The sequence below is a fragment of the Sulfurospirillum sp. MES genome (assembly GCF_000789415.1).
Taxonomy (GTDB): domain Bacteria; phylum Campylobacterota; class Campylobacteria; order Campylobacterales; family Sulfurospirillaceae; genus Sulfurospirillum; species Sulfurospirillum cavolei.
The window spans coordinates 39,755-58,677 of sequence record NZ_JSEC01000005.1 but is presented as its reverse complement, the minus strand read 5'-3'; the positions used below and the strand labels follow the sequence as shown (position 1 = coordinate 58,677).

Genomic DNA, 18,923 nt, shown 5'->3' with positions numbered 1-18,923 from the left:
ATTTAACGTATTTTTTTAAGACGTTTTTCTTCGATCAATTTACCTTTTAAGATACGCTTTCCGTCTTCGACGCCGGGTTGGTCGTAAGCGTTAACATCCATCATTTGACCGACGATCGAGGTTAAAAGCTCGTAATAGAAAATCAATTTTCCCATATTCTCTTCGTCGATATGTTGCATCGTAATCGTATCGACGGGAATATCTTTTTTATCGAGCAACGCTTCAATCGTAGAATCGGCTTGCATGTTAATCAAATCGCAAAAAGCAATACCGTTCATCAAATCCAAATCTTCAAGCTCTTTGAGGGTAATGGACGGAATCTTAATCTTATCGTCAAAATTTTCGACTTTTAAAACCGTGACGCTTTTATCGCGAAGTCCTTCGACGATGAGCTGTAAAAAGGAGTGTTGATCCTTAGGTCCGATCAAACCGACCGGCGTTAAACCGACGTTAAAACTACTGTGGCGTTGTTTTTTTCCTAAACTCTCGCCCCACAGTTGCACGTACCAATCCGTAAAATAGTCCAAACTCTCCGAATAGGCAAATAACGTATTGATATTATAGTTCATCGAATTTTTGGCGTAATAGGTCGCTTTTTTCAACAAGGTCTCTTTGATGTATCCGTCTTCGAAGAAACTTTGCTTAATGGCTTTAGCACCGTCAAGCAAACGTTGAACGTCTACACCCGCCAATAAAAGCGGAGCTAAACCCGCCGCGGAAAGTACGGAATAACGTCCTCCGACATTGATCGGAATATGTAAAACAAACGCTTTAAGCGATTTGGCGTGTGCTTCGAGTTTGGAACCGACGTCGGTTACGAACGTAAAGCGGTAATCCAAGCTAATTTCTTTGGCTTTCAGTAAGGAAAGGACGTATTTGTATACGGAAATGGTTTCGATCGTGCTTCCGGACTTGCTAATAACAAAAAAGTGCGTGTTTTTGATGTCGAGTTTATTTAAGGTCGAACGAATTGACGCAGGATCGGTACTTTCGAAAAAATGCAAGCGTTTATCGAAATCGCGAATTCCTTGTAAGACTCTAAAAATAGCTTTAGGACCCAAAGAACTTCCGCCGATACCGATAATAGCAATATCTTTAATCGCATTGTCGTCGTTTTTGGAGCGAAACTCTTCCAAGTACGCTTCAAGATAACTAATATCTTGCTCCGGCAATGCATAATAGCCGATATTTTTTTGTTCTTCGACGATTTTTTCAAAGATGCCTTCTTCGACTTTTATATTGAAATAAAGCGAGTTTTTCAAACGAATCCTCCATAAAAATAAGTAGAGCGATATTACTACGATGCATCTTAAAAAAAGCCAAACGCAATAGGAAATTCGTTATAGTTCGATACAGTATTTCAAGCCCTGAGGAGCCCTATGTTTTTACCCACGACTTTTGATGAAATAAAGCAACGCGGATGGGATCGTTGCGACGTGATTCTCGTCACTTCCGATGCCTATATCGATAGCCCTTATATGGGCGTTTCCGTAGTCGGTCGCGTTTTGGAAAAAGCAGGGTACAAAGTCGGCATTATCGCTCAACCGGACATCAAAAGTGCTGCCGACATCACGCGACTGGGAGAGCCGAAACTTTTTTGGGGCGTGAGCGGCGGAAGCGTGGACTCGATGGTCTCTAACTATACCGCGACGAAGAAATTTAGAAACTCCGACGACTATACGCCCGGCGGCATCAATAACAAACGACCCGATCGCGCGAGTCTTGTTTACGTTAATCTCATTCGACAACACTTTAAAAACACCGTACCGATTATGCTCGGCGGTATCGAAGCGAGCTTGAGACGGGTCAGTCACTACGATTTTTGGTCGAACGCCGTTCGAAAACCCATTTTATTCGACGCCAAAGCCGATTATCTGCTTTACGGTATGAGCGATCTTAGCGTCGTCGAGTTTGCCGATGCCCTAAAACAAGGCATTTCACCCTTACATGTAAGAGGACTTTGTTACATCGCGAAAGAGCCGAAAACCGAGTATCTTCAACTCCCCAGCCACGAGGAAGTCATCAACGATAAGCTGAAATTCATGGATATGTTTGATCTTTTTTACCACAATAACGATCCGGTTTCCGCCAAAGGGTTATGCCAAAAAGTCGATACGCGCTATTGGATTCAAAATCCACCCGCTCGTTACCTCACGACCGCACAGATGGATGAAATCAGCGCGCTTCCTTTTATGCGCGACGCACACCCTTATTATAAAAAACAAGGGCATATCAAAGCGTTGGAGACCATCAAATTTTCCATTAACACCCATCAAGGCTGTTACGGCGAATGCAGTTTTTGTGCCATCAGCGTTCATCAAGGAAGAACCATTCGAAGCCGCTCCGAAGAGTCCATTCTTAAAGAAGCCAAACTGTTTACTACGTATAAGGATTTTAAAGGCATTATCTCCGATTTAGGAGGACCGACGGCTAACATGTACGGATATGAATGTTCAAAAAAGCTCTCCAAAGGAACCTGTGAAGATAAAAGCTGTATGTTTCCCAAGCTCTGCCCTGCCCTCAAACCGACCCATAAAAAACAAATCGATCTTTTACGCAAAGTGCGAGCACTTCCGGGTATTAAAAAAGCGTTTGTGGCTTCAGGCATTCGCTACGATCTGATCAGTGAAGATAAAGCATACGGTTACGAATACCTCAAAGAGATCGTCGAACACCATTTAAGCGGACAGATGAAAATCGCGCCCGAGCATATCGACGACGAGATTTTAGCACTGATGGGGAAACCCGGCAAAGACTCCTTGGTCACGTTCAAAGCACTTTTCGACAAACTAACCAAAGAATCGGGGAAAAAGCAATTTTTAACCTACTACTTGATTGCCGCGCATCCGGGGTGCGAGGAGAAGCATATGCACTCTTTGAAAAATTTTGCTTCTAACGTACTCAAAATCAATCCCGAACAAGCACAAATCTTTACGCCGACGCCTTCGACGTATGCGACTTTGATGTATTATACGGGCTTGCATCCGATCACTCGGAAACCGATTTTCGTCGAAAAAGAGATGCACAAAAAAGAGCGCCAAAAAGAGATTGTCGTCGCCAAAGAGAAAAAATATCATAGCGGATTTGACAGCTAACACAGGAAAGCAACAATGAGTGCCACACTTTCGCACGCATACTATAACATGTAAGGATTTTTGATGAGCGTATTATTGGAAATGAGTATGTTCCCGTTGGAAGGAAGCGGTTCAAAAAGCGCATTTGTCGCAAAGATTATCGATCAAATCGATCAAAGCGGTTTTGCCTATAAACTCACGCCGATGAGTACGGTCGTGGAAACGTCTACGATGCAAGAAGCCTTGTCGCTTGTCGAGCAAGCGTACGAATGTCTGGAAGAATGCGAACGCGTGTATGCATGTTTAAAATTTGACATTCGCAAAAACCGAGAAGACGGGATGCATCAAAAAATCGCTTCCGTTCAAAAAAAATTAAATCGCCCTATCAACGCCTAAAGTAAACTCAATTTACGTCGATTTGGTTGTACCATAGTCAAAGGGGCATTGCTATGCAATCACAATCGATCAATACCACTAATTACAGTTACAACAGTCTTGGATTTTCACTCCAAACCAGTAGCGGCGACGTCATCGACCTTAACATGTACGACGAGCGTTCCGCTTCGATTTCCCACGAACAAAGCGGCGGTACGCAAAATACGATGCTCTCGCTTTCACACGCTTACGGCTACAATTTTCACTACGAAGGTGACGGAATCGACGAAAACGATCAAAAAGAGATCGATGCGGCGATGAATCTCATTCAACCGCAAATCGACGAGTACCTTTCCAACGTGCAAAAAAGCTCTGAAACGGTCACGCTCGCATCCGCTATCAATACCGCTTACGAAGTCAATCAAACTTTGCCGAGCGCCAAAGATCAAAATACACAAAATTATACTAATAATTCTTTGTTAAAAATGATCGATCACATGATGGAAGAAGCAGATAAACAAAACGAAAAGGTGCTAGAGGGAGCACAAAAGCTCTTCGAAAGCGTCCTCAAACAACAAAAAGGCTTTGAGCTTTACGTCTAAGCTTCGCCTTTTTGGATTCATTTTTCCTTTAGCGTATCACCTGGCATTGCATTGACATTCTCTCGCTATTTTCTATATAATTCGCGACAGTGTGACAAAAAGGTGATATTTAGTGTTGAATTTTAAGTTTATTTCGATTGTGTTTTTCAGTATAGCTTCTGCGCTTTTTTCCCAAGAAATAGAGAGCCTCAAAATAGGAATCGCACCGCACTCCTCCGCTCGTATTATCTATGACGTACATCGCGATCTTAAAACGTTTTTAGAACATTATTTCAATCGACCCGTACAAATTTTAAGCGCAAAAACGTTTAGCGATTTTGCCGATACTTGCGATCAAGGCGATACTTACGATTTGATTATTACCTCACCGAATTTAGCTTATTTGGCACAACACCAAGCGCATTACGTACCTTTAATGACCTACACCAAAGGCTTAGAGACGATTATTTTAAGCAAAACCTCTTCTTTGCTGAAAGATCATCCCAAAACCGTTAAAATAGCAGGGCAAGACCCCGTCTCCTATGCAACGCTCTGCGGCGAAGAGTGGCTAGAACAACAAGGTTACGTTCCGGGCAGAAATTTAATTTACAGTTATTACATCAGCGCTTCGGACAGTTTAGCGACGTTATTACTCAAAAACCAAGTCGATCTCATCATTATTTCGTTACCTAATTATTTGAGACTGGATCAAGAATTGCAAAATCAACTTTTCGTCGTCTACCATAGCTCGCCCAAACCGGGTCGTATTTTTTTAGCCAAAGCTTCAAAGGGGATTACGATCGAAGAGTGGCGCAATGCGTTGGTCGCTTTTTCCCAAAGTCAAGAAGGCGCACGGCATCTTAAGGCTACGAAATTGGAGGGCTTTGAAATGCTTGAGCCTCATGCGTTAGACACACTACGCGCTATAGCCCAAAAAACCTCTTCGCGATTAACGCATTAACGATCGATGAAGCTCTCTCTTGCATGGAAATGGCTTATTGCCGCCTTACTCATCGAAAGCGTGATGCTTTCTATCCTTGTTTACCGTAACGTTGAACAATTAAGCGACAATTTATTACGACAAACCGCCCAACGGCTTCAAGCCGAAAAAGTCCTTTTACAAAGCGCATTGATTGCTCCGTTCGTTCAAAACGATTATGCAACGGTTCAAGCTATTTTAGAAGAGTCGTACCAAAATCTTAACATGCTCTATTTGGTTGCGCTCGATCTCCAACATACGCCGATCGCAAGCGTCGGAGCGGTAGACTTAAATGCTCTTCAAACGCTTCAAAATACACCGCTAAATGCACAAAGCGTTCAAGAACCCACGTATGATACTTCCATCGATCTGATGATTTCCGATCAAAAAATCGGCTCCCTTCGCATCGGAATTTCTACGGAGTTTTACCAAACGGAACGTCGCTCAATGATGATCAAAAGTATTGCTATCGCCTTGGTCGAATTGCTTTTATCCGCCTTAATTCTCAATTTACTTGCCCGTTGGATCAATCAAAATCTCATCAAACTTACCCAAAGCGCACAAGCGATAGCAGAAGGCAACTACTCCAAGCGCGTTGAATTGAGCCATGACAAGGAAATTTCAAAGCTTGCAACCGCGTTTAATGCGATGGCGCAGAGTATCCAAGAACGCATTGCGACGCTAGAACAACTTCATATTAAAGAACAATCTTTAAGCAAGCAATTAGAATACAACGCTTATTACGACGTTTTGACCCATCTTCCCAATCGCGTTTTACTTGCCGAACGACTGCATCAAGCACTTCTCAAAGCCGACCAAAACGGGCGGATGGTCGGCGTTATCTATCTGGATCTTGACGGCTTTAAAACCGTAAACGATACTTACGGTCACTTTACGGGAGATCAACTTTTGGTCGTCGTCGCGCAAAAAATGCGACATGTCATGCACGAGGACGATACGATCGCACGAATCGGCGGCGACGAATTTGTCATCGTTCTTCAAAGTATCGATGAAGCATATGCGTGTCAAATCGTTTTGGAACGCTTGCTCAAAACCCTATCCGCACCCGTACTTTTAGGCGATATTAAACTTTCGATCTCATGCAGCATCGGCGTGACGCTCTATCCTATGGATCATCATGATGCGGAACAACTGATACGCCATGCCGATCAAGCGATGTATATCGCCAAGCAATCCGGTAAAAACCGGTATCACTTTTTCGATTTCAACGAAAATAGGCTCTTAAAAGCCATGAACGATGAGCTAAGCGCAATTGCGCAAGGATTAAACCGTCAAGAGTTTGTGCTTTATTACCAACCCAAAGTCAACATGCAAACGGGTACTATCGTCGGCGTCGAAGCGTTAATTCGTTGGGAGCATCCTCAAAAAGGTCTTTTGTTACCGATGAGCTTTATCCCGCTGATCGAGCACCATCCGCTCATCGTAAAACTCGGAGAATGGGTTATCAGCCAAGTCTTATGGCAACTTAGGGAATGGAATACCAAAGGGCTCTTTCTTCCCGTTAGCATTAACATTAGCGCGTATCAACTTCAAGAAGAGACGTTTTTGGAACGTTTAAAAATTTTATGGGAAGATTACGCAGATATTTTACCCAACCAGTTAGAAATCGAAATATTGGAAACCAGCGCACTCGAAGAGATTGAGCGCGTTTCACACATTATTCACGAATGCGCCGCTATGGGAATTCACTTTGCGCTGGATGATTTTGGAACGGGTTATTCCACGTTAATGCACCTTAAAAAATTGCCCGCAAAAATTTTAAAGATGGATAAAAGCTTCATCGCCGATATGGTTGCTAATCCGGAAGACCTTACCATCGTAGAGGGTGTGATCGGCTTGGCAAAATCGTTTCATAAAAACATTATCGCCGAAGGAGTCGAGAGTGTCGAACACGGTATCTTTTTATTGCTACAAGGATGTCAATACGCCCAAGGATACGGAATTGCTCGACCGATGAACGCCGATCAACTTGTCCAATGGATCGCCGATCCCCAATCCATGAAAGATAATTTACGCATATGGCGACGTTACGGCTACGACTCGGAGGCTCTTCCTTGGCTTTACGCGCTCTGCGAGCATAATGCATGGATCAACGATTTAAAAAATTTTATCGACAATGTCAAACCGACACCGCCTGAAATTAGTGCCGATTTATGCTATTTCGGAAAATGGCTGCATGAAAAACCTTTTCACGCATACCGCGAAAAAGCATGGTTTCGCAAATTTGAAACCCTTCATAAGCATCTTCATCGTCTCGCAAAAGAACTTTTAGAAGCTAGAATGCTCGAATCGCACGAGTCGCTTCGCGCACGAATAGAAACGATAGAAACGCTACATCAAGAGATGGTAAAATCGATTTTTCTACACATTCGTCAAGAGATTAAACGAACCCTACCCAAGGCTTCTTAACACCATACTTTTAAGCCGGCTTCTTGAAAATCTTTTTGCAAGAGATAAAAGCACCGAAGGTGCGCGGGCACTCTGCCGAAGAGAACCCAGTGTTAACGTAGCTTTTAGAGCTAAGCTTTAAAAGCGTGTTAAAGATAAAAAAGCACCAAAGGTGCGCGGGCACTCTGCGTGAGATAACTCAGCGTTAGCATCGTCTTTCACAGAAACTTCGTTTTGGAGCTTTGCTTCAAAGACGTGTCAAAGTTCTGTAAGAATGTTTCGTTTAATGAAAGCTTTCGACCATTTTACCGACGAGTAAGTTCCAGCCGTCGACCAATACGAAAATCAGCAATTTAAACGGCAAAGAGATCATCGCCGGCGGCAGCATCATCATACCCATTGCCATTAACACCGAACTGACGACCATATCGATTACTAAAAACGGCAAATAGAGTAAAAAGCCGATTTCAAACGCCGTTTTCATTTCGCTAATCATAAAGGCGGAAACGGCGATCGTTAAGGGAATATCTTCGATATTTTTGGGATTTTCCAATTGTCGAATACGAAAAAAAAGTGCCAAATCTTTTTCACGCGTATTGCGTACCATAAAGGCTTTAAACGGAGCGGCTCCTTTTTCAAACGCCTCTTGATAGCTCATTTTTTCTTCCAGATACGGCTTAATTCCAACGTTGTATGACTCTTTGGCGACCGGTTCCATAATGAAAAACGTCAGTACCATCGCCAAAGAAACCAGTACCTGTGTCGGCGGAAGTTGTTGCGTTCCTAAAGCTTGACGTAAAAACGAAAAAACGATGGTCAAACGCAAGAAGCTCGTCATCATAAAAATTAACGACGGAGCTAAGACGAGAATCGTTAAGACTAAAACAAGATTGAGGCTTGTGACCAATTGCTGCGGAGAGTTGGGCGCGCTTAAAGAGAGATTGACGGTCGGAATCGTATCGGCGGCAAAGCTTGCACATCCTAATATCAAGATTAAAACGACTCGTATCACTGTTTTCAACGGCTATCCTCATAAAATAATGCATCATTCTAGTCGGTTTTGCGTTAAAAAGCATTTAATTTTTAAACAACTTTTCGTTAAAATGACCTTCATTTCATCTTCTTAGGAACATCCGTATGAATATTTCGATCGCAATTATGGCGGCAGGTCTCGGCACCCGCATGAAATCCGCTCTTCCCAAAGTTCTCCATACGATTAGCGGTTTTGAGATGCTTTACCATTCTATCAAAGAGGCACAAAAAATCAGCGACGATATCCATGTCGTTTTATACCATCAAGCCGACCGCGTTCAAGAGCAAATGAACACCTATTTTCAAGGTATCCGTTACGTCATTCAAGATCACGAAAACTTTCCCGGTACGGGCGGAGCGATTATGGGCGTTACTCCAAAATACGATCGATTGCTTGTTTTAAGCGGCGATATGCCGCTTTTGGAAGCAAGCGACATGCAACGTTTTTTAGAGATAGACGCCGATGTGGTAATGAGCAGTTTTTGCGCGAAAGAGCCTTTCGGATACGGCAGAGTCGTGATGAACGATCGTGCCGACGTCGAGAAAATCGTTGAAGAAAAGGACGCAAGCGACGAAGAAAAAAAGATTACTGCGGTTAATGCGGGCGTTTACCTCTTCAAATCCACATTTTTACGCGAATATTTACCGCGTCTTGATAACCAAAACAAGCAAAAAGAGTATTATCTCACCGACTTAATCGCTTTTGCACACCGTGATCGAAAAGGCGTAAAAGCCCTCCTCGTCGATGAAGAAACCTACATGGGCGTCAATTCCAAATACCACCTTTCCCAAGCCGAAGAGATCATGCAACGACGGATCAAACGTCGCTTTATGGAGCAAGGCGTTATCATGCGATTACCCGAGACGATCTACATCGAAGCGGACGTCGAACTCAAGGGCGAATGTATCCTCGAAAACGGCGTAACGCTTTTAAAAGGCACTTCGTTAGAAAACGTCCACGTGAAGGCGCACAGTATCATCGAAAAAAGTACCCTGAAAAACTCCGATATCGGTCCGATGGCACGCATCCGTCCCGACTCTTTAATCGAAAATACGCATATCGGCAACTTCGTCGAAGTCAAAAAATCAACGCTCAAAGGGGTTAAAGCCGGACACTTAAGCTATCTCGGCGATGCGAGTATCGACGAGGGAACCAATATCGGTTGCGGTACGATTACATGTAATTACGACGGCAAGAAAAAATACCGAACGATGATCGGCAAAAACGTCTTCGTCGGAAGCGACACGCAACTGGTTGCACCCGTCACGATCGAAGACGACGTCATCATCGCTTCGGGAACGACGGTCACGAAAAACATCCCCAAAGGCGCACTTGCCATCAATCGCGAGCCCTTGAAGATCGTCGAGGGATTTTTTTACAAATTTTTCGGAAAAAAAGATGCGTAATACCTTACTTTCCGGCAAAAAAATTCTCGTCGGCGTTACGGGGAGCATCGCGATTTACAAAACGCTGGAGTTGATTCGACTGCTGGTAAAAGCAAGCGGTGACGTAAAAGTCGTAATGAGCGAAGACGCCAAACGCTTCATCTCACCCCTCACCTTCGAGACGATCAGCCAAAACAAAGTCTTACATGTAGACACCGAAAGCTGGAGCGAAGAACTTAGCCATATTCATATCGGGAAGTGGGCAGATATGTTTATCATCGCGCCCGCCTCGGTCAATACGATCAATAAACTCTCCTACGGTATTGCCGACAATCTCCTAACGCAAACGGCGATAGCGTTTACCAAACCGATCCTCTTAGCCCCGTCCGCCAATACCCATATGATGCTCAATCCTATCACGCAGGAGAGCTTAAAGCGACTGCAAAACTTCGGATACGTGATCGTCGCTCCCGAATCCAAACTGCTTGCGTGCAACGATGAGGGCGTAGGTGCGCTAGCAAGCGTCGAAGAGATTTTCTACGCCGCCGCTAGAGTGCTTCTCAAAGAGCCGTTTTGGGAAGGGCGCGACGTCATTATCACGGGCGGAGGTACGCGCGAAAAAATTGACGACGTTCGATGCCTTAGCAACTTTTCCAGCGGCAAACAAGCCTTGGCATTAGCGACGGTTGCTTACCTTAAAGGCGCAAACGTTACGCTGATTACCGGCGGTGAAGCACCCGAATTTAAAGCGATCTCCACCTTACATGTCAGCAGTTCGCACGAGCTTCGCACAACTTTGGAGGCACAAATGCGTTTATGCCAAAATGCCGAAAAAACGCCTTATCTTTTTATGACCGCCGCTATTAGCGATTATCTGCCCGAACACGTTCATCACGGAAAACTCAAAAAAGAGACTTTGGGCGAATCGTATTGCTTGAAATTAAAACGTAACGTCGACATCTTAAGCGAATTGGATAAAACCGGTTGGGTCGTCGTCGGCTTTAAAGCGGAGACGGACGAAGAAAACGCTCTTCAAAACGCCCAAACGATGCTAGAGAAAAAAGGGCTAAACGGCGTTTGTTTAAATATCGTCAAAGAGCAAAACCGTTTCGGTTCTAACCAAAACGAAGTGTATTTTATCGGCTTAGACGCTATCGTTCACTTACCGCTTCGAAGTAAATTCGAGATTGCCGAGCAGATTATCACACTTGCGCAAACCTTATGATCTCTACGCTTCGAAAGCTCTCCGGTCTTAGCTCGGACATCGCCAAAACGTCTTCTTCAAGCGTTAATTTTAACGCCAATCTTCCGGTGACGATCGAAGTGCTCAAAAAGATCGACCCTTTGCGATACCGCCTTCGAGTCGGACGAAAAGAGCTAACGACCAAAAGTCAAAAAGAACTGATCGCGGGTAAAAAATATTGGGCGAATTTTTCCGAGGGCAAGGGCGGTATTTTGACGATTTCGCATCTGTATCCGCAACCTTCTCTTTTCGACGATGCGCTCTTCACGCCTTTGGAAATTGAGCTCTTTTGCAATGATGAAGGCTTTAACACAACGCTTTTTAAAACTTTCTTACTCGATAATCTTGCACGCGAAGAGCAGGACAAAACGCTTTTTCAGACCTACGGTTATATGCTCTTAGCCCTTTCCAAATACGTCGTTCACCTCCCCTTGCTTTGGAGTGAACAAAAACATATGATACAATTCTCCCTTTTTGATACGCACGACGTATCGTTTTATATGGCGTTGGAGCACTTAGGACCCTTGCGCGGAACTTGGAGCAACCGTCAACTCGAACTTTGCGTCATGTATGAGAAGAGTCTCTACTATTTACAAAAAGAGCAAGCAAAATTGGGTATGATTACACAGATACGTTTGGAACGAGAGATTAAACCTCTGTTTGATTCCGCAGACGTCATTTTAGACATTAAAGGCTAATAGGGTATGTATTTTTTGGCGATAGGAATTTTTGGAGCGTGCATCGGCTCGTTTTTAAACGTCGTTATTTTGCGTTTGCCGAAAAACGAAAGCATCGCACTTCCCTCATCGCATTGTCCGCATTGTCTTCATCCGCTCAAATGGTATCACAATATCCCCTTGATTTCGTGGCTAGGACTTAAAGGGAAATGTGCTTTTTGCCGTACGCCTATTTCCAAACAATATCCGCTCGTCGAAGCGGCATGCGCACTGTGTTACCTGCTCGTTGCATGGCGCGTCTCTACGTGGCCGCAAGCCTTGCTTTTAGGAACGATTTTTTCTCTTTTGCTCGCGCTCAGCATCATCGATATGCGCTACAAAGCCATACCCGACGCCTTGTCGCTTCCGGCGTTATTTCTTTCGTTTTTGTACCGATTGCCCTTGGAATCCCTTCAAGACGGATTGGTCTTTTTAGGAGCTTTTGCGCTGCTTCGTTTAAGCGTCTCGGCGATTTCCCGTAAAGAGGCGATGGGTGAAGCCGACAGTATCATCGCCGGCATTATCGGAGCGATATTGGGTATCACGCTAGGATTTGCCGCAATTTACCTTGCCGCACTCATCGCCTTAGTCGCGTTTATACTTTTACGTCAAAGAGGCTATGAACTGCCTTTTATCCCATTTTTATCTTTGGGACTTTTGATTGCATGGATTTTCGATCAACCTATTTTAACGTTTATGGAACATTGGTATGAATAAAGCATCTTTTTATCTCTTGAAACACTTTTTAGAACTCTTTAGCGCACTTTTTTTTATTCTGTTTTTTATCACGTCGATTGTTTTTTTCATTAAAATAACCGCCTTAACGGCTATTATTACGATGAATTTTTGGGAACTCGGAACGCTTTACATCTATCTTCTACCCAAAACGCTGGTTTATACGCTTCCGATTACCTTTTTCATTGCTTTAAGCATCTCTTTGTACAACCTCTCAAAAGAGAACGAAACGATTGTGCTCTTCACACTCGGATATGATCCTAAAAAAATTACGCGTCTTTTTATGAGCTTAGCAACGGGGCTTTCCGTCATTCTTTTGATGGATATTATGGTTCTCGTACCGATTTCAAAACAGCTTAACAGCAATTTTATCGAATATAAAAAAGCCGAAGCCAAATTTAATATCAAAGCCAATGAATTTGGACAAAAATTTTCAGACTGGCTTGTCTACATCGAGCACAGCGACAATGCCAAGCAGTACGAAGGCATCACGCTTTACCACAATCCCGAAAAGCAAGAGGATAAAGAGCAATTGATTCTAGCCAATGCCGCTACGATCAATAATGATAGCGGTATATTACGTTTGCATCTTGATGCGGGCAAAGTCTTTGAATTTCAAAAAGACGGTATCGGACAAACCGATTTTGAAACGATGTATATCAATAGCCAACCTAAAACGGCCGTCGGGGCGATACAAACGGTTAAGGAGTATTGGAACGACGTTTTCGTCAACTGGAAACGCGCTTACGATTTATCCTTTTTCCTTACCGTCGCCCTCTTCCCGATTGCCTCGACGATGATCGCGATGAGCATCGGCATCGTGACGTATCGTTATAATAAAGAGAGTATTTACGTGGGTATCTTTTTGTGCCTTGCGTTTTATTTGACGCTTACGACGGTTTTTTCTTCAAAACTACCGCAATATGCGCCGTTAATCGTTTTTGCAATCACGATGATCGCTTCATACTTGCTCTATCAAAAACGTATTCGCCGTGTTTTTTAAACCGATATGCGTGTTAAAGTAACCCTCAGCTACGACGGAAGTGCTTTTAACGGCTTGCAAAAACAGCCCTTAGACGCCGACGTGAAAACCGTTGCCGGTACGCTGGAGGAAGCCCTAAATCGTCTTCATATCGACTCAACCCCCGTTGCAAGCGGACGCACGGATACGGGTGTACACGCCTTAGCACAAGTCGTGCATTTTGACGTTCCGGAACCTTGGAATGATCTGGCAAAATTACGTCATTATTTGAACCGTTCTTTAATGCCTCATTCTTATGTCAAAAAAATTGAGCCGGTAGACGAATGTTTTAATGCCCGCTTCGACGCCCAAAAAAGGCTTTATCGCTATATTATGTACGAGGGAGTGTACCAGCCTTTTTTAAGTGCTTACGCTTTACATGTAAGCTCTCTCGACGTTGCAAAACTCGATACGCTTGCCAAGCTTTTTGAAGGAAAACACGCGTTCGGTTTTTTTAAAAAAACCGGAGGCGGAACGACGGGAGAAGAGCGTACTATTTTTAAAGCCGGAGCTTATCGTTATCAAAAAAAAATCATTCTTTACTTTTTAGGCGACGCTTTTTTACGATCTCAAATTCGTATGATGACCGATATGCTCTTAAAAGTCGAGAGCGGTTCTTTGTCGCCTGAAGATTTAATCGCACAGCGGGATAAACGCAAGAAGATCAGCTCAACGCTAGCTCCCGCCTGCGGGCTTTACCTCTCGCGTATTTATTATTAGAAGTTGTGTCGAAGCTTATTCGTTTTCAAACAAAAGTTTTCCGCCGACGATCACTTTGGCGACTCGACCGTATAACGTATCGCCGTAGTATAAAGAGTGTTTGTTCGTCACGGTATAAGTATGGTTAGGATCAAACAAAACGACGTCCGCATCGCATCCTTCTTCAATTTTTCCTTTATGCTCTAAGCCTAAAATCATTGCCGGATTGCGTGCACACAACGTTTCAAGCGTTTGCAAATCGATCGTGCCGTTTTTGACTAAAAACGTATACGCCAACGTTAAAAATTCTTCAATCGATCCGATACCGAACTCCGCATCCTCAAACGCGACGTCTTTATACAAAATCGATTTAGGAGAGTGCGAAGAGGTGACGCAATCAATCATTCCCGTTTTCAAAGCATCGATTAGGGCGATTCTTTCGTCTTCTTCGCGCAATGGAGGCATCAATTTGGCATAGGTATTAAAGCCGTCACAACTTGCATCGTTTTTGGACAGATGATGAATCGAAACTTCGGTAAAAAGAGAAGAAGGGCATGCTTTTTTATGCGCTTGGGCTATCTCCAAAGAACGCTTCGTCGAAAGTGATTTTAAAACGACGTTGGCACCGTAAAAAAGTGCCATTTCACAGACTTTCGCCACTTCGGCCGTTTCGGAAATCTTCGAAATTCCCGAAAGTCCTAGTGTTGAAGCTATGCATCCGTCGTTCATCAATCCGTTATCGTCAAGATTCGGCTCGTAACACTGTACGAAAACCGGTTTGTCTTTCATCGTAGCGTATTGCATCCCGCGGCGAAGCAAATTAGCGTTACGGTGCGAATCGGCCAAAATCGCCGAAGCTCCGTTATTGAGCAACGTGGCAATATTGTGCAATTGGTCTTCTTTTTGGTCCGCCAAAGGAGCGCTCATCACAATATTGACTTTAGCTTGATCAATTTTAAATTTTACCAACTCTAAAAGCGTCGCACTCTCCAAACGAGGCGTAAAATCCGACATCACCACCGCCGTCGTTACACCGCCTTTAAGGCAACTTTGTGCGAGCTTGTCGATATGGTCTTGGTTGAGAATGCTATTGGAAAAACGTACGTTCAGATCGATCATCCCCGGAAGCAAAACCATGCCGTTAGCCTCTAAAACCTCCTCATGCGAAGGAGCGTTAAGGTTTTCTCCGATCGCAACGATCTTGTTGTCCTGAATCAACACGTCTTGTCTTTTTTCGTGAATTCGTGCGTTTTTAATAAGCATAGCTTCCTCGCTTGGATAGATTTTTTTTAAACGTCAAGATGCGTGCGTAAGATTGCTCGATGCTAGCTTGCGAAATTTCTCCGCTACGAACGGCATCTAATAGAATTTTTTGAACCGTAAAGGGCATACTGGCATTATCGGCAAAATAATTGGTAAAAACAAGAATATCGCCGCCGGCTTGTACGCTTCGAATAACGCGCTGTTTAAAATCAAGCGTATTAGGCAAAGAGTCGGTACGTAAATTATGCACGAAAACAACGCCTTTGAAGTGCATCTTATCGCGCAGTAAGTTTTGAATGATCGTTTTTGAAAAAAGAGAAGGCTCTTTCGGGTCTAAATCGTTAATTTTGGCATGCGACATCAAAACCGCATCGATTTTATCGTAGGCAATGAGATCGTAATAGGGTTTGAGTTGCTCAAATCGCCATGAAGCCGAAGCATCCGCACGGCTTGAAAAATCATCCCATAAATTGGCTCCCGCATAGGGAAAATACTTAACGACAGGCGTCATACCGTTTCGATACATCGCATCGATAAATAAAAGGGCATACGTGGTAACGATCTCTTCGTAAGAAGCATAAGAACGCTCCGACTCTTTAGCGTTACCGGCGATTTTACGTTGTAAATCGAGTACGGGAGCTAAATTGACGTTTACGCCGCCTTTTGCCATAGAAGAGCACATGGCGTCGTAAATCGAGGCGGTTTCGTTCACGTCTTTACTCGTTGCGATTTCATTGGCACCGTATGCGGGAGCAAATCCTTTTTTGAGAGAAAAGAGATTTGCATCGCTCCCGTCATGTTCAACCGCAACGATCAAAGCCGCATCTGCCGGGGCTTGCGCTTTGAGATAATCGGTCAATTTTTTCAACTGGACAACATTTTGGATATTTTTTTCCGTTAAAAAAACACCGCCTATTTTTTCGCGTTTAATATCTTTCGCGACTTGTTCAACCCACTTATCGCTCTCTTTCGTTCCGTCAAATCCGATCACGATCATTTGGGCAATCATCTCTTCCAACGACGTGCTTTTCGCACAGGCAAGACTAAGGCACAATGCCGTCAGTAAAAAAATTCGTTTCATCAATCCGCCAATAAATCTTTCACGCTTTGTTTGGGAGCCTTTCCCTTTAAGATCAAAGCAATTTCATGAGCAATAGGCGTATAAATAGCGTGTTTTGCTGAAAGCTCGAAAACGGCTTCAGAGGTATAAACACCCTCCGCCACTTCGCCTAATTCTTCCAAAATCGCGTCTAAAGCTTTGCCTTGCGCTAAAAAAAGACCGACGCGGTAATTACGCGAAAGCGTACTCGAAGCCGTTAAAAAAAGATCGCCCGCACCGCTAAGCCCCAAAAACGTCGCTTCTTTTGCACCGAAAAAATGACCGAAGCGTTGCATCTCTACCAAGCCTCTGGCAATTAAGCTCGCCCGTGCATTATTGCCGAGTTTTAATCCGTCGCAAATACCGCTAGCAATCGCCAAAACGTTTTTATAGGCACCGCAAACTTCCGCGCCGATGACGTCTTGCGAAATATAGGTTTTGATAAACGAAGGGAAAAATGCGCAAAACTCTTTGGCAAGGCTTTCATTGGAAGCATTGACGACGACCGCCGTGGGGAGAGCTTGCATCACTTCTGAAGCAAACGAAGGACCGGAAAGAAATGCCAGATGGGTTTCGGGTACGTACTGTGCAAAAATTTCATTTAAAAATTTTCCGCTTCCTTGTTCGATTCCTTTTGCGGCAACCAAAATTTTTTGCCCCGAAAAGCGAAAATGCTCTTCCAACCAACTTCGCACGACTTGCGCCGGTAAAGCAAAAATGAGATAGTCGCTTTGAAGGGCTTCTTCAAGTCCTACAAAATTTTCAACGGCTTTTGCGTGTCGCGACGTAATCTTACATGTAACATTACGGGAAATGGCAAACTGAAGCGCTTGCCCCCATTTTCCCGCTCCAATGACCGCTATACTCACAAAAAACCTTTGCGTTAGTGAAGTCTGGCTTTTAAAAGCTCGTTGACTTTGGAAGGATTGGCCGTTCCTTTGCTCTCTTTCATCGCTTGACCGACAAAAAAAGCAAAAAGCTTCTCTTTACCCGCTTTGTATTCGGCGACTTTATCGCCGTTTGCGGCAATAATCGCATCGATGATCGCTACCAGCGCGCCCTCATCGCTCATTTGTCGTAAGCCTAGCGTTGCAATCGCTTCATCAACGCCGATGCGATTTTGCATTAAATAGTCCAAAACCTCTTTGGCGGCTTTACCGCTAATCGTAGCATCTTCAATACGTTTAACGAGTAATGCCAACGTCGCGGCGTCAACCGGTGAATTCACAATCGTCACACCGTTTCCTAAACGACCTTGAAGCTCGACGCTTAGCCACGTCACGCTGTTTTTCGGACTCGCACCGTGTTCGATCATCGTTTCAAAAAAGCGTGCCGTCTCGACGCTTGCGGTAATCACGTTTGCATCGTACGCCTTGATGCCGTACTCCGTTACGAAACGATCTCTTTTTTCATCAGGTAATTCAGGGATTTGAATACACTGGGCTAACATATCTTCGGGAATCATGACCGGTAATAAATCCGGATCGGGGAAATAGCGATACTCCGCACTGTCTTCTTTGGAGCGCATGCTGCGTGTTTCATTTTTATCGATGTCGAAAAGCCGCGTCTCTTGGACGACTTCTTGCTCGTATACGCCGTCTTCCCATGCCGCACTTTGACGCTCTACTTCGTAATCGATGGCTTTTTGGATGAATTTAAACGAGTTTAGGTTCTTAATCTCCGCCCTCGTATAAAGCTTCGTATCGCCTTTCGGGCGAATCGAAACGTTTGCGTCGCAACGAAAACTTCCCTCTTGCATGTTCGCGTCGCTAATGTCGAGGTAACGCAAAATAGCATGAAGCTTTTTAAGGTATAAAACCGCCTCTTCGCTACTGCGCATATCCGGTTCGCTGACGATCTCTAACAGCGGTGTTCCGGCACGGTTAAGATCGACATGTGAGACGTTGCCGTGGTGAATATTTTTTCCCGCGTCTTCTTCGAGATGCGCGCGCGTAACTCCGATGCGTTTTTTCGTTCCGTCTTCAAAATCGATATAAATCTCGCCTGCTTCGACGATAGGTATTTCAAACTGGCTGATTTGATACCCTTTGGGTAAATCGGGATAAAAATAGTTTTTACGGTTAAAAATAGATTTTCGATTGATCGTTGCGTTGATGGCCGTTCCAAGCGCAATGGCTTTTTTCACCGCCTCTTTATTTAAAACGGGCAAAGCTCCCGGAAGGCCTAAGCAGACCTCGCACACGTTAGTATTGGGTTCATCGCCGAAACTGGTCGGACAACTGCAAAAAATTTTGGTTTTCGTATTTAACTGAGCATGAACCTCAAGTCCTATAACAACTTCAAATTCCAT

Annotated in this window: 17 protein-coding genes; 11 read left to right on the top strand and 6 right to left on the bottom strand. The window is 44.1% G+C overall.

Translation table 11 applies throughout. The features are described from left to right. Positions 1 to 2: 2 nt before the first annotated feature. Positions 3 to 1,262: a glucose-6-phosphate isomerase gene (locus OA34_RS08655; RefSeq protein WP_039674423.1), complete on the bottom strand. Its 1,260-nt coding sequence runs from the start codon at positions 1,260 to 1,262 to the stop codon at positions 3 to 5. A 117-nt stretch (positions 1,263 to 1,379) separates the two neighbouring features. Here OA34_RS08655 and OA34_RS08650 point away from each other — a divergent pair, with 117 nt between their 5' ends. The 5 genes from OA34_RS08650 to OA34_RS08630 all read left to right on the top strand — a co-directional run bounded on the left by OA34_RS08650 (position 1,380) and on the right by OA34_RS08630 (position 7,439). Then, positions 1,380 to 3,095, top strand: coding sequence for a YgiQ family radical SAM protein (locus OA34_RS08650; protein WP_286682941.1), 1,716 nt, complete (start codon positions 1,380 to 1,382; stop codon positions 3,093 to 3,095). Between the two features lie 63 nt (positions 3,096 to 3,158). Then, a complete protein-coding gene (locus OA34_RS08645) occupies positions 3,159 to 3,470 on the top strand; it encodes an MTH1187 family thiamine-binding protein (RefSeq protein WP_039674422.1) in 312 nt (103 codons plus the stop codon). A 53-nt stretch (positions 3,471 to 3,523) separates the two neighbouring features. Then, positions 3,524 to 4,051 (top strand): hypothetical protein, encoded by a 528-nt coding sequence (locus OA34_RS08640; protein WP_039674421.1) that lies wholly within the window; start codon positions 3,524 to 3,526, stop codon positions 4,049 to 4,051. Between the two features lie 112 nt (positions 4,052 to 4,163). Further along, positions 4,164 to 4,991 (top strand): PhnD/SsuA/transferrin family substrate-binding protein, encoded by an 828-nt coding sequence (locus OA34_RS08635; protein WP_039674420.1) that lies wholly within the window; start codon positions 4,164 to 4,166, stop codon positions 4,989 to 4,991. A 6-nt stretch (positions 4,992 to 4,997) separates the two neighbouring features. Next, a complete protein-coding gene (locus OA34_RS08630; protein ID WP_286682940.1) occupies positions 4,998 to 7,439 on the top strand; it encodes an EAL domain-containing protein in 2,442 nt (813 codons plus the stop codon). Positions 7,440 to 7,701: 262 nt separating this feature from the next. Here OA34_RS08630 and fliP read toward each other — a convergent pair whose 3' ends face one another. After that, positions 7,702 to 8,430, bottom strand: a complete 729-nt coding sequence (fliP, locus tag OA34_RS08625) for a flagellar type III secretion system pore protein FliP (RefSeq protein WP_286682951.1) — start codon at positions 8,428 to 8,430, stop codon at positions 7,702 to 7,704. Positions 8,431 to 8,555: 125 nt separating this feature from the next. Here fliP and glmU point away from each other — a divergent pair, with 125 nt between their 5' ends. From glmU to truA, 6 genes are read left to right on the top strand one after another with little or no spacing between them, the layout of a single operon-like run. Beyond that, positions 8,556 to 9,857 (top strand): bifunctional UDP-N-acetylglucosamine diphosphorylase/glucosamine-1-phosphate N-acetyltransferase GlmU, encoded by a 1,302-nt coding sequence (gene glmU / locus OA34_RS08620; RefSeq protein ID WP_039674419.1) that lies wholly within the window; start codon positions 8,556 to 8,558, stop codon positions 9,855 to 9,857. Continuing rightward, positions 9,850 to 11,061, top strand: coding sequence for a bifunctional phosphopantothenoylcysteine decarboxylase/phosphopantothenate--cysteine ligase CoaBC (coaBC, locus tag OA34_RS08615; protein WP_039674418.1), 1,212 nt, complete (start codon positions 9,850 to 9,852; stop codon positions 11,059 to 11,061). The genes glmU and coaBC overlap by 8 nt, the downstream gene beginning before the upstream one ends. Beyond that, complete coding sequence (locus OA34_RS08610) at positions 11,058 to 11,777, top strand: hypothetical protein (RefSeq protein WP_039674417.1); 720 nt, start codon at positions 11,058 to 11,060, stop codon at positions 11,775 to 11,777. Before coaBC ends, OA34_RS08610 begins: the two co-directional genes overlap by 4 nt. 6 nt (positions 11,778 to 11,783) lie before the next feature. Next, positions 11,784 to 12,512: a prepilin peptidase gene (locus OA34_RS08605; RefSeq protein WP_039674416.1), complete on the top strand. Its 729-nt coding sequence runs from the start codon at positions 11,784 to 11,786 to the stop codon at positions 12,510 to 12,512. After that, the gene (locus tag OA34_RS08600) at positions 12,505 to 13,533 is read left to right on the top strand and encodes an LptF/LptG family permease (RefSeq protein WP_039674415.1); all 1,029 of its coding nucleotides are present in this window, start codon (positions 12,505 to 12,507) and stop codon (positions 13,531 to 13,533) included. Before OA34_RS08605 ends, OA34_RS08600 begins: the two co-directional genes overlap by 8 nt. Before the next feature lie 6 nt (positions 13,534 to 13,539). Next, complete coding sequence (truA, locus tag OA34_RS08595) at positions 13,540 to 14,271, top strand: tRNA pseudouridine(38-40) synthase TruA (RefSeq protein WP_039674414.1); 732 nt, start codon at positions 13,540 to 13,542, stop codon at positions 14,269 to 14,271. Positions 14,272 to 14,286: 15 nt separating this feature from the next. Here the strand turns inward: truA and OA34_RS08590 are convergent, their stop codons facing one another. Genes OA34_RS08590 through gatB form a run of 4 tightly spaced genes read right to left on the bottom strand, consistent with a single transcriptional unit; the run spans position 14,287 to position 18,923 of the window. After that, complete coding sequence (locus OA34_RS08590; protein ID WP_254376132.1) at positions 14,287 to 15,471, bottom strand: amidohydrolase family protein; 1,185 nt, start codon at positions 15,469 to 15,471, stop codon at positions 14,287 to 14,289. Between the two features lie 31 nt (positions 15,472 to 15,502). Then, entirely contained in the window at positions 15,503 to 16,594 is a 1,092-nt protein-coding gene (locus OA34_RS08585) for a glycoside hydrolase family 3 N-terminal domain-containing protein (RefSeq protein ID WP_039674412.1), read from the bottom strand. Then, positions 16,594 to 17,481, bottom strand: coding sequence for an NAD(P)H-dependent glycerol-3-phosphate dehydrogenase (locus OA34_RS08580; RefSeq protein WP_039674411.1), 888 nt, complete (start codon positions 17,479 to 17,481; stop codon positions 16,594 to 16,596). The genes OA34_RS08585 and OA34_RS08580 overlap by 1 nt, the downstream gene beginning before the upstream one ends. 14 nt (positions 17,482 to 17,495) lie before the next feature. Next, positions 17,496 to 18,923 (bottom strand): Asp-tRNA(Asn)/Glu-tRNA(Gln) amidotransferase subunit GatB, encoded by a 1,428-nt coding sequence (gatB, locus tag OA34_RS08575; protein WP_039674410.1) that lies wholly within the window; start codon positions 18,921 to 18,923, stop codon positions 17,496 to 17,498.

Coding starts and splice junctions, on each gene's coding strand:
- OA34_RS08650 (WP_286682941.1), top strand. CDS start 1,380: ATGTTTTTACCCACGACTTTTGATGAAATAAAGCAACGCGGATGGGAT.
- OA34_RS08645 (WP_039674422.1), top strand. CDS start 3,159: ATGAGCGTATTATTGGAAATGAGTATGTTCCCGTTGGAAGGAAGCGGT.
- OA34_RS08640 (WP_039674421.1), top strand. CDS start 3,524: ATGCAATCACAATCGATCAATACCACTAATTACAGTTACAACAGTCTT.
- OA34_RS08630 (WP_286682940.1), top strand. CDS start 4,998: ATGAAGCTCTCTCTTGCATGGAAATGGCTTATTGCCGCCTTACTCATC.
- glmU (WP_039674419.1), top strand. CDS start 8,556: ATGAATATTTCGATCGCAATTATGGCGGCAGGTCTCGGCACCCGCATG.
- coaBC (WP_039674418.1), top strand. CDS start 9,850: ATGCGTAATACCTTACTTTCCGGCAAAAAAATTCTCGTCGGCGTTACG.
- OA34_RS08610 (WP_039674417.1), top strand. CDS start 11,058: ATGATCTCTACGCTTCGAAAGCTCTCCGGTCTTAGCTCGGACATCGCC.
- OA34_RS08605 (WP_039674416.1), top strand. CDS start 11,784: ATGTATTTTTTGGCGATAGGAATTTTTGGAGCGTGCATCGGCTCGTTT.
- OA34_RS08600 (WP_039674415.1), top strand. CDS start 12,505: ATGAATAAAGCATCTTTTTATCTCTTGAAACACTTTTTAGAACTCTTT.
- truA (WP_039674414.1), top strand. CDS start 13,540: ATGCGTGTTAAAGTAACCCTCAGCTACGACGGAAGTGCTTTTAACGGC.
- OA34_RS08585 (WP_039674412.1), bottom strand. CDS start 16,594: ATGAAACGAATTTTTTTACTGACGGCATTGTGCCTTAGTCTTGCCTGT.
- gatB (WP_039674410.1), bottom strand. CDS start 18,923: ATGGAATTTGAAGTTGTTATAGGACTTGAGGTTCATGCTCAGTTAAAT.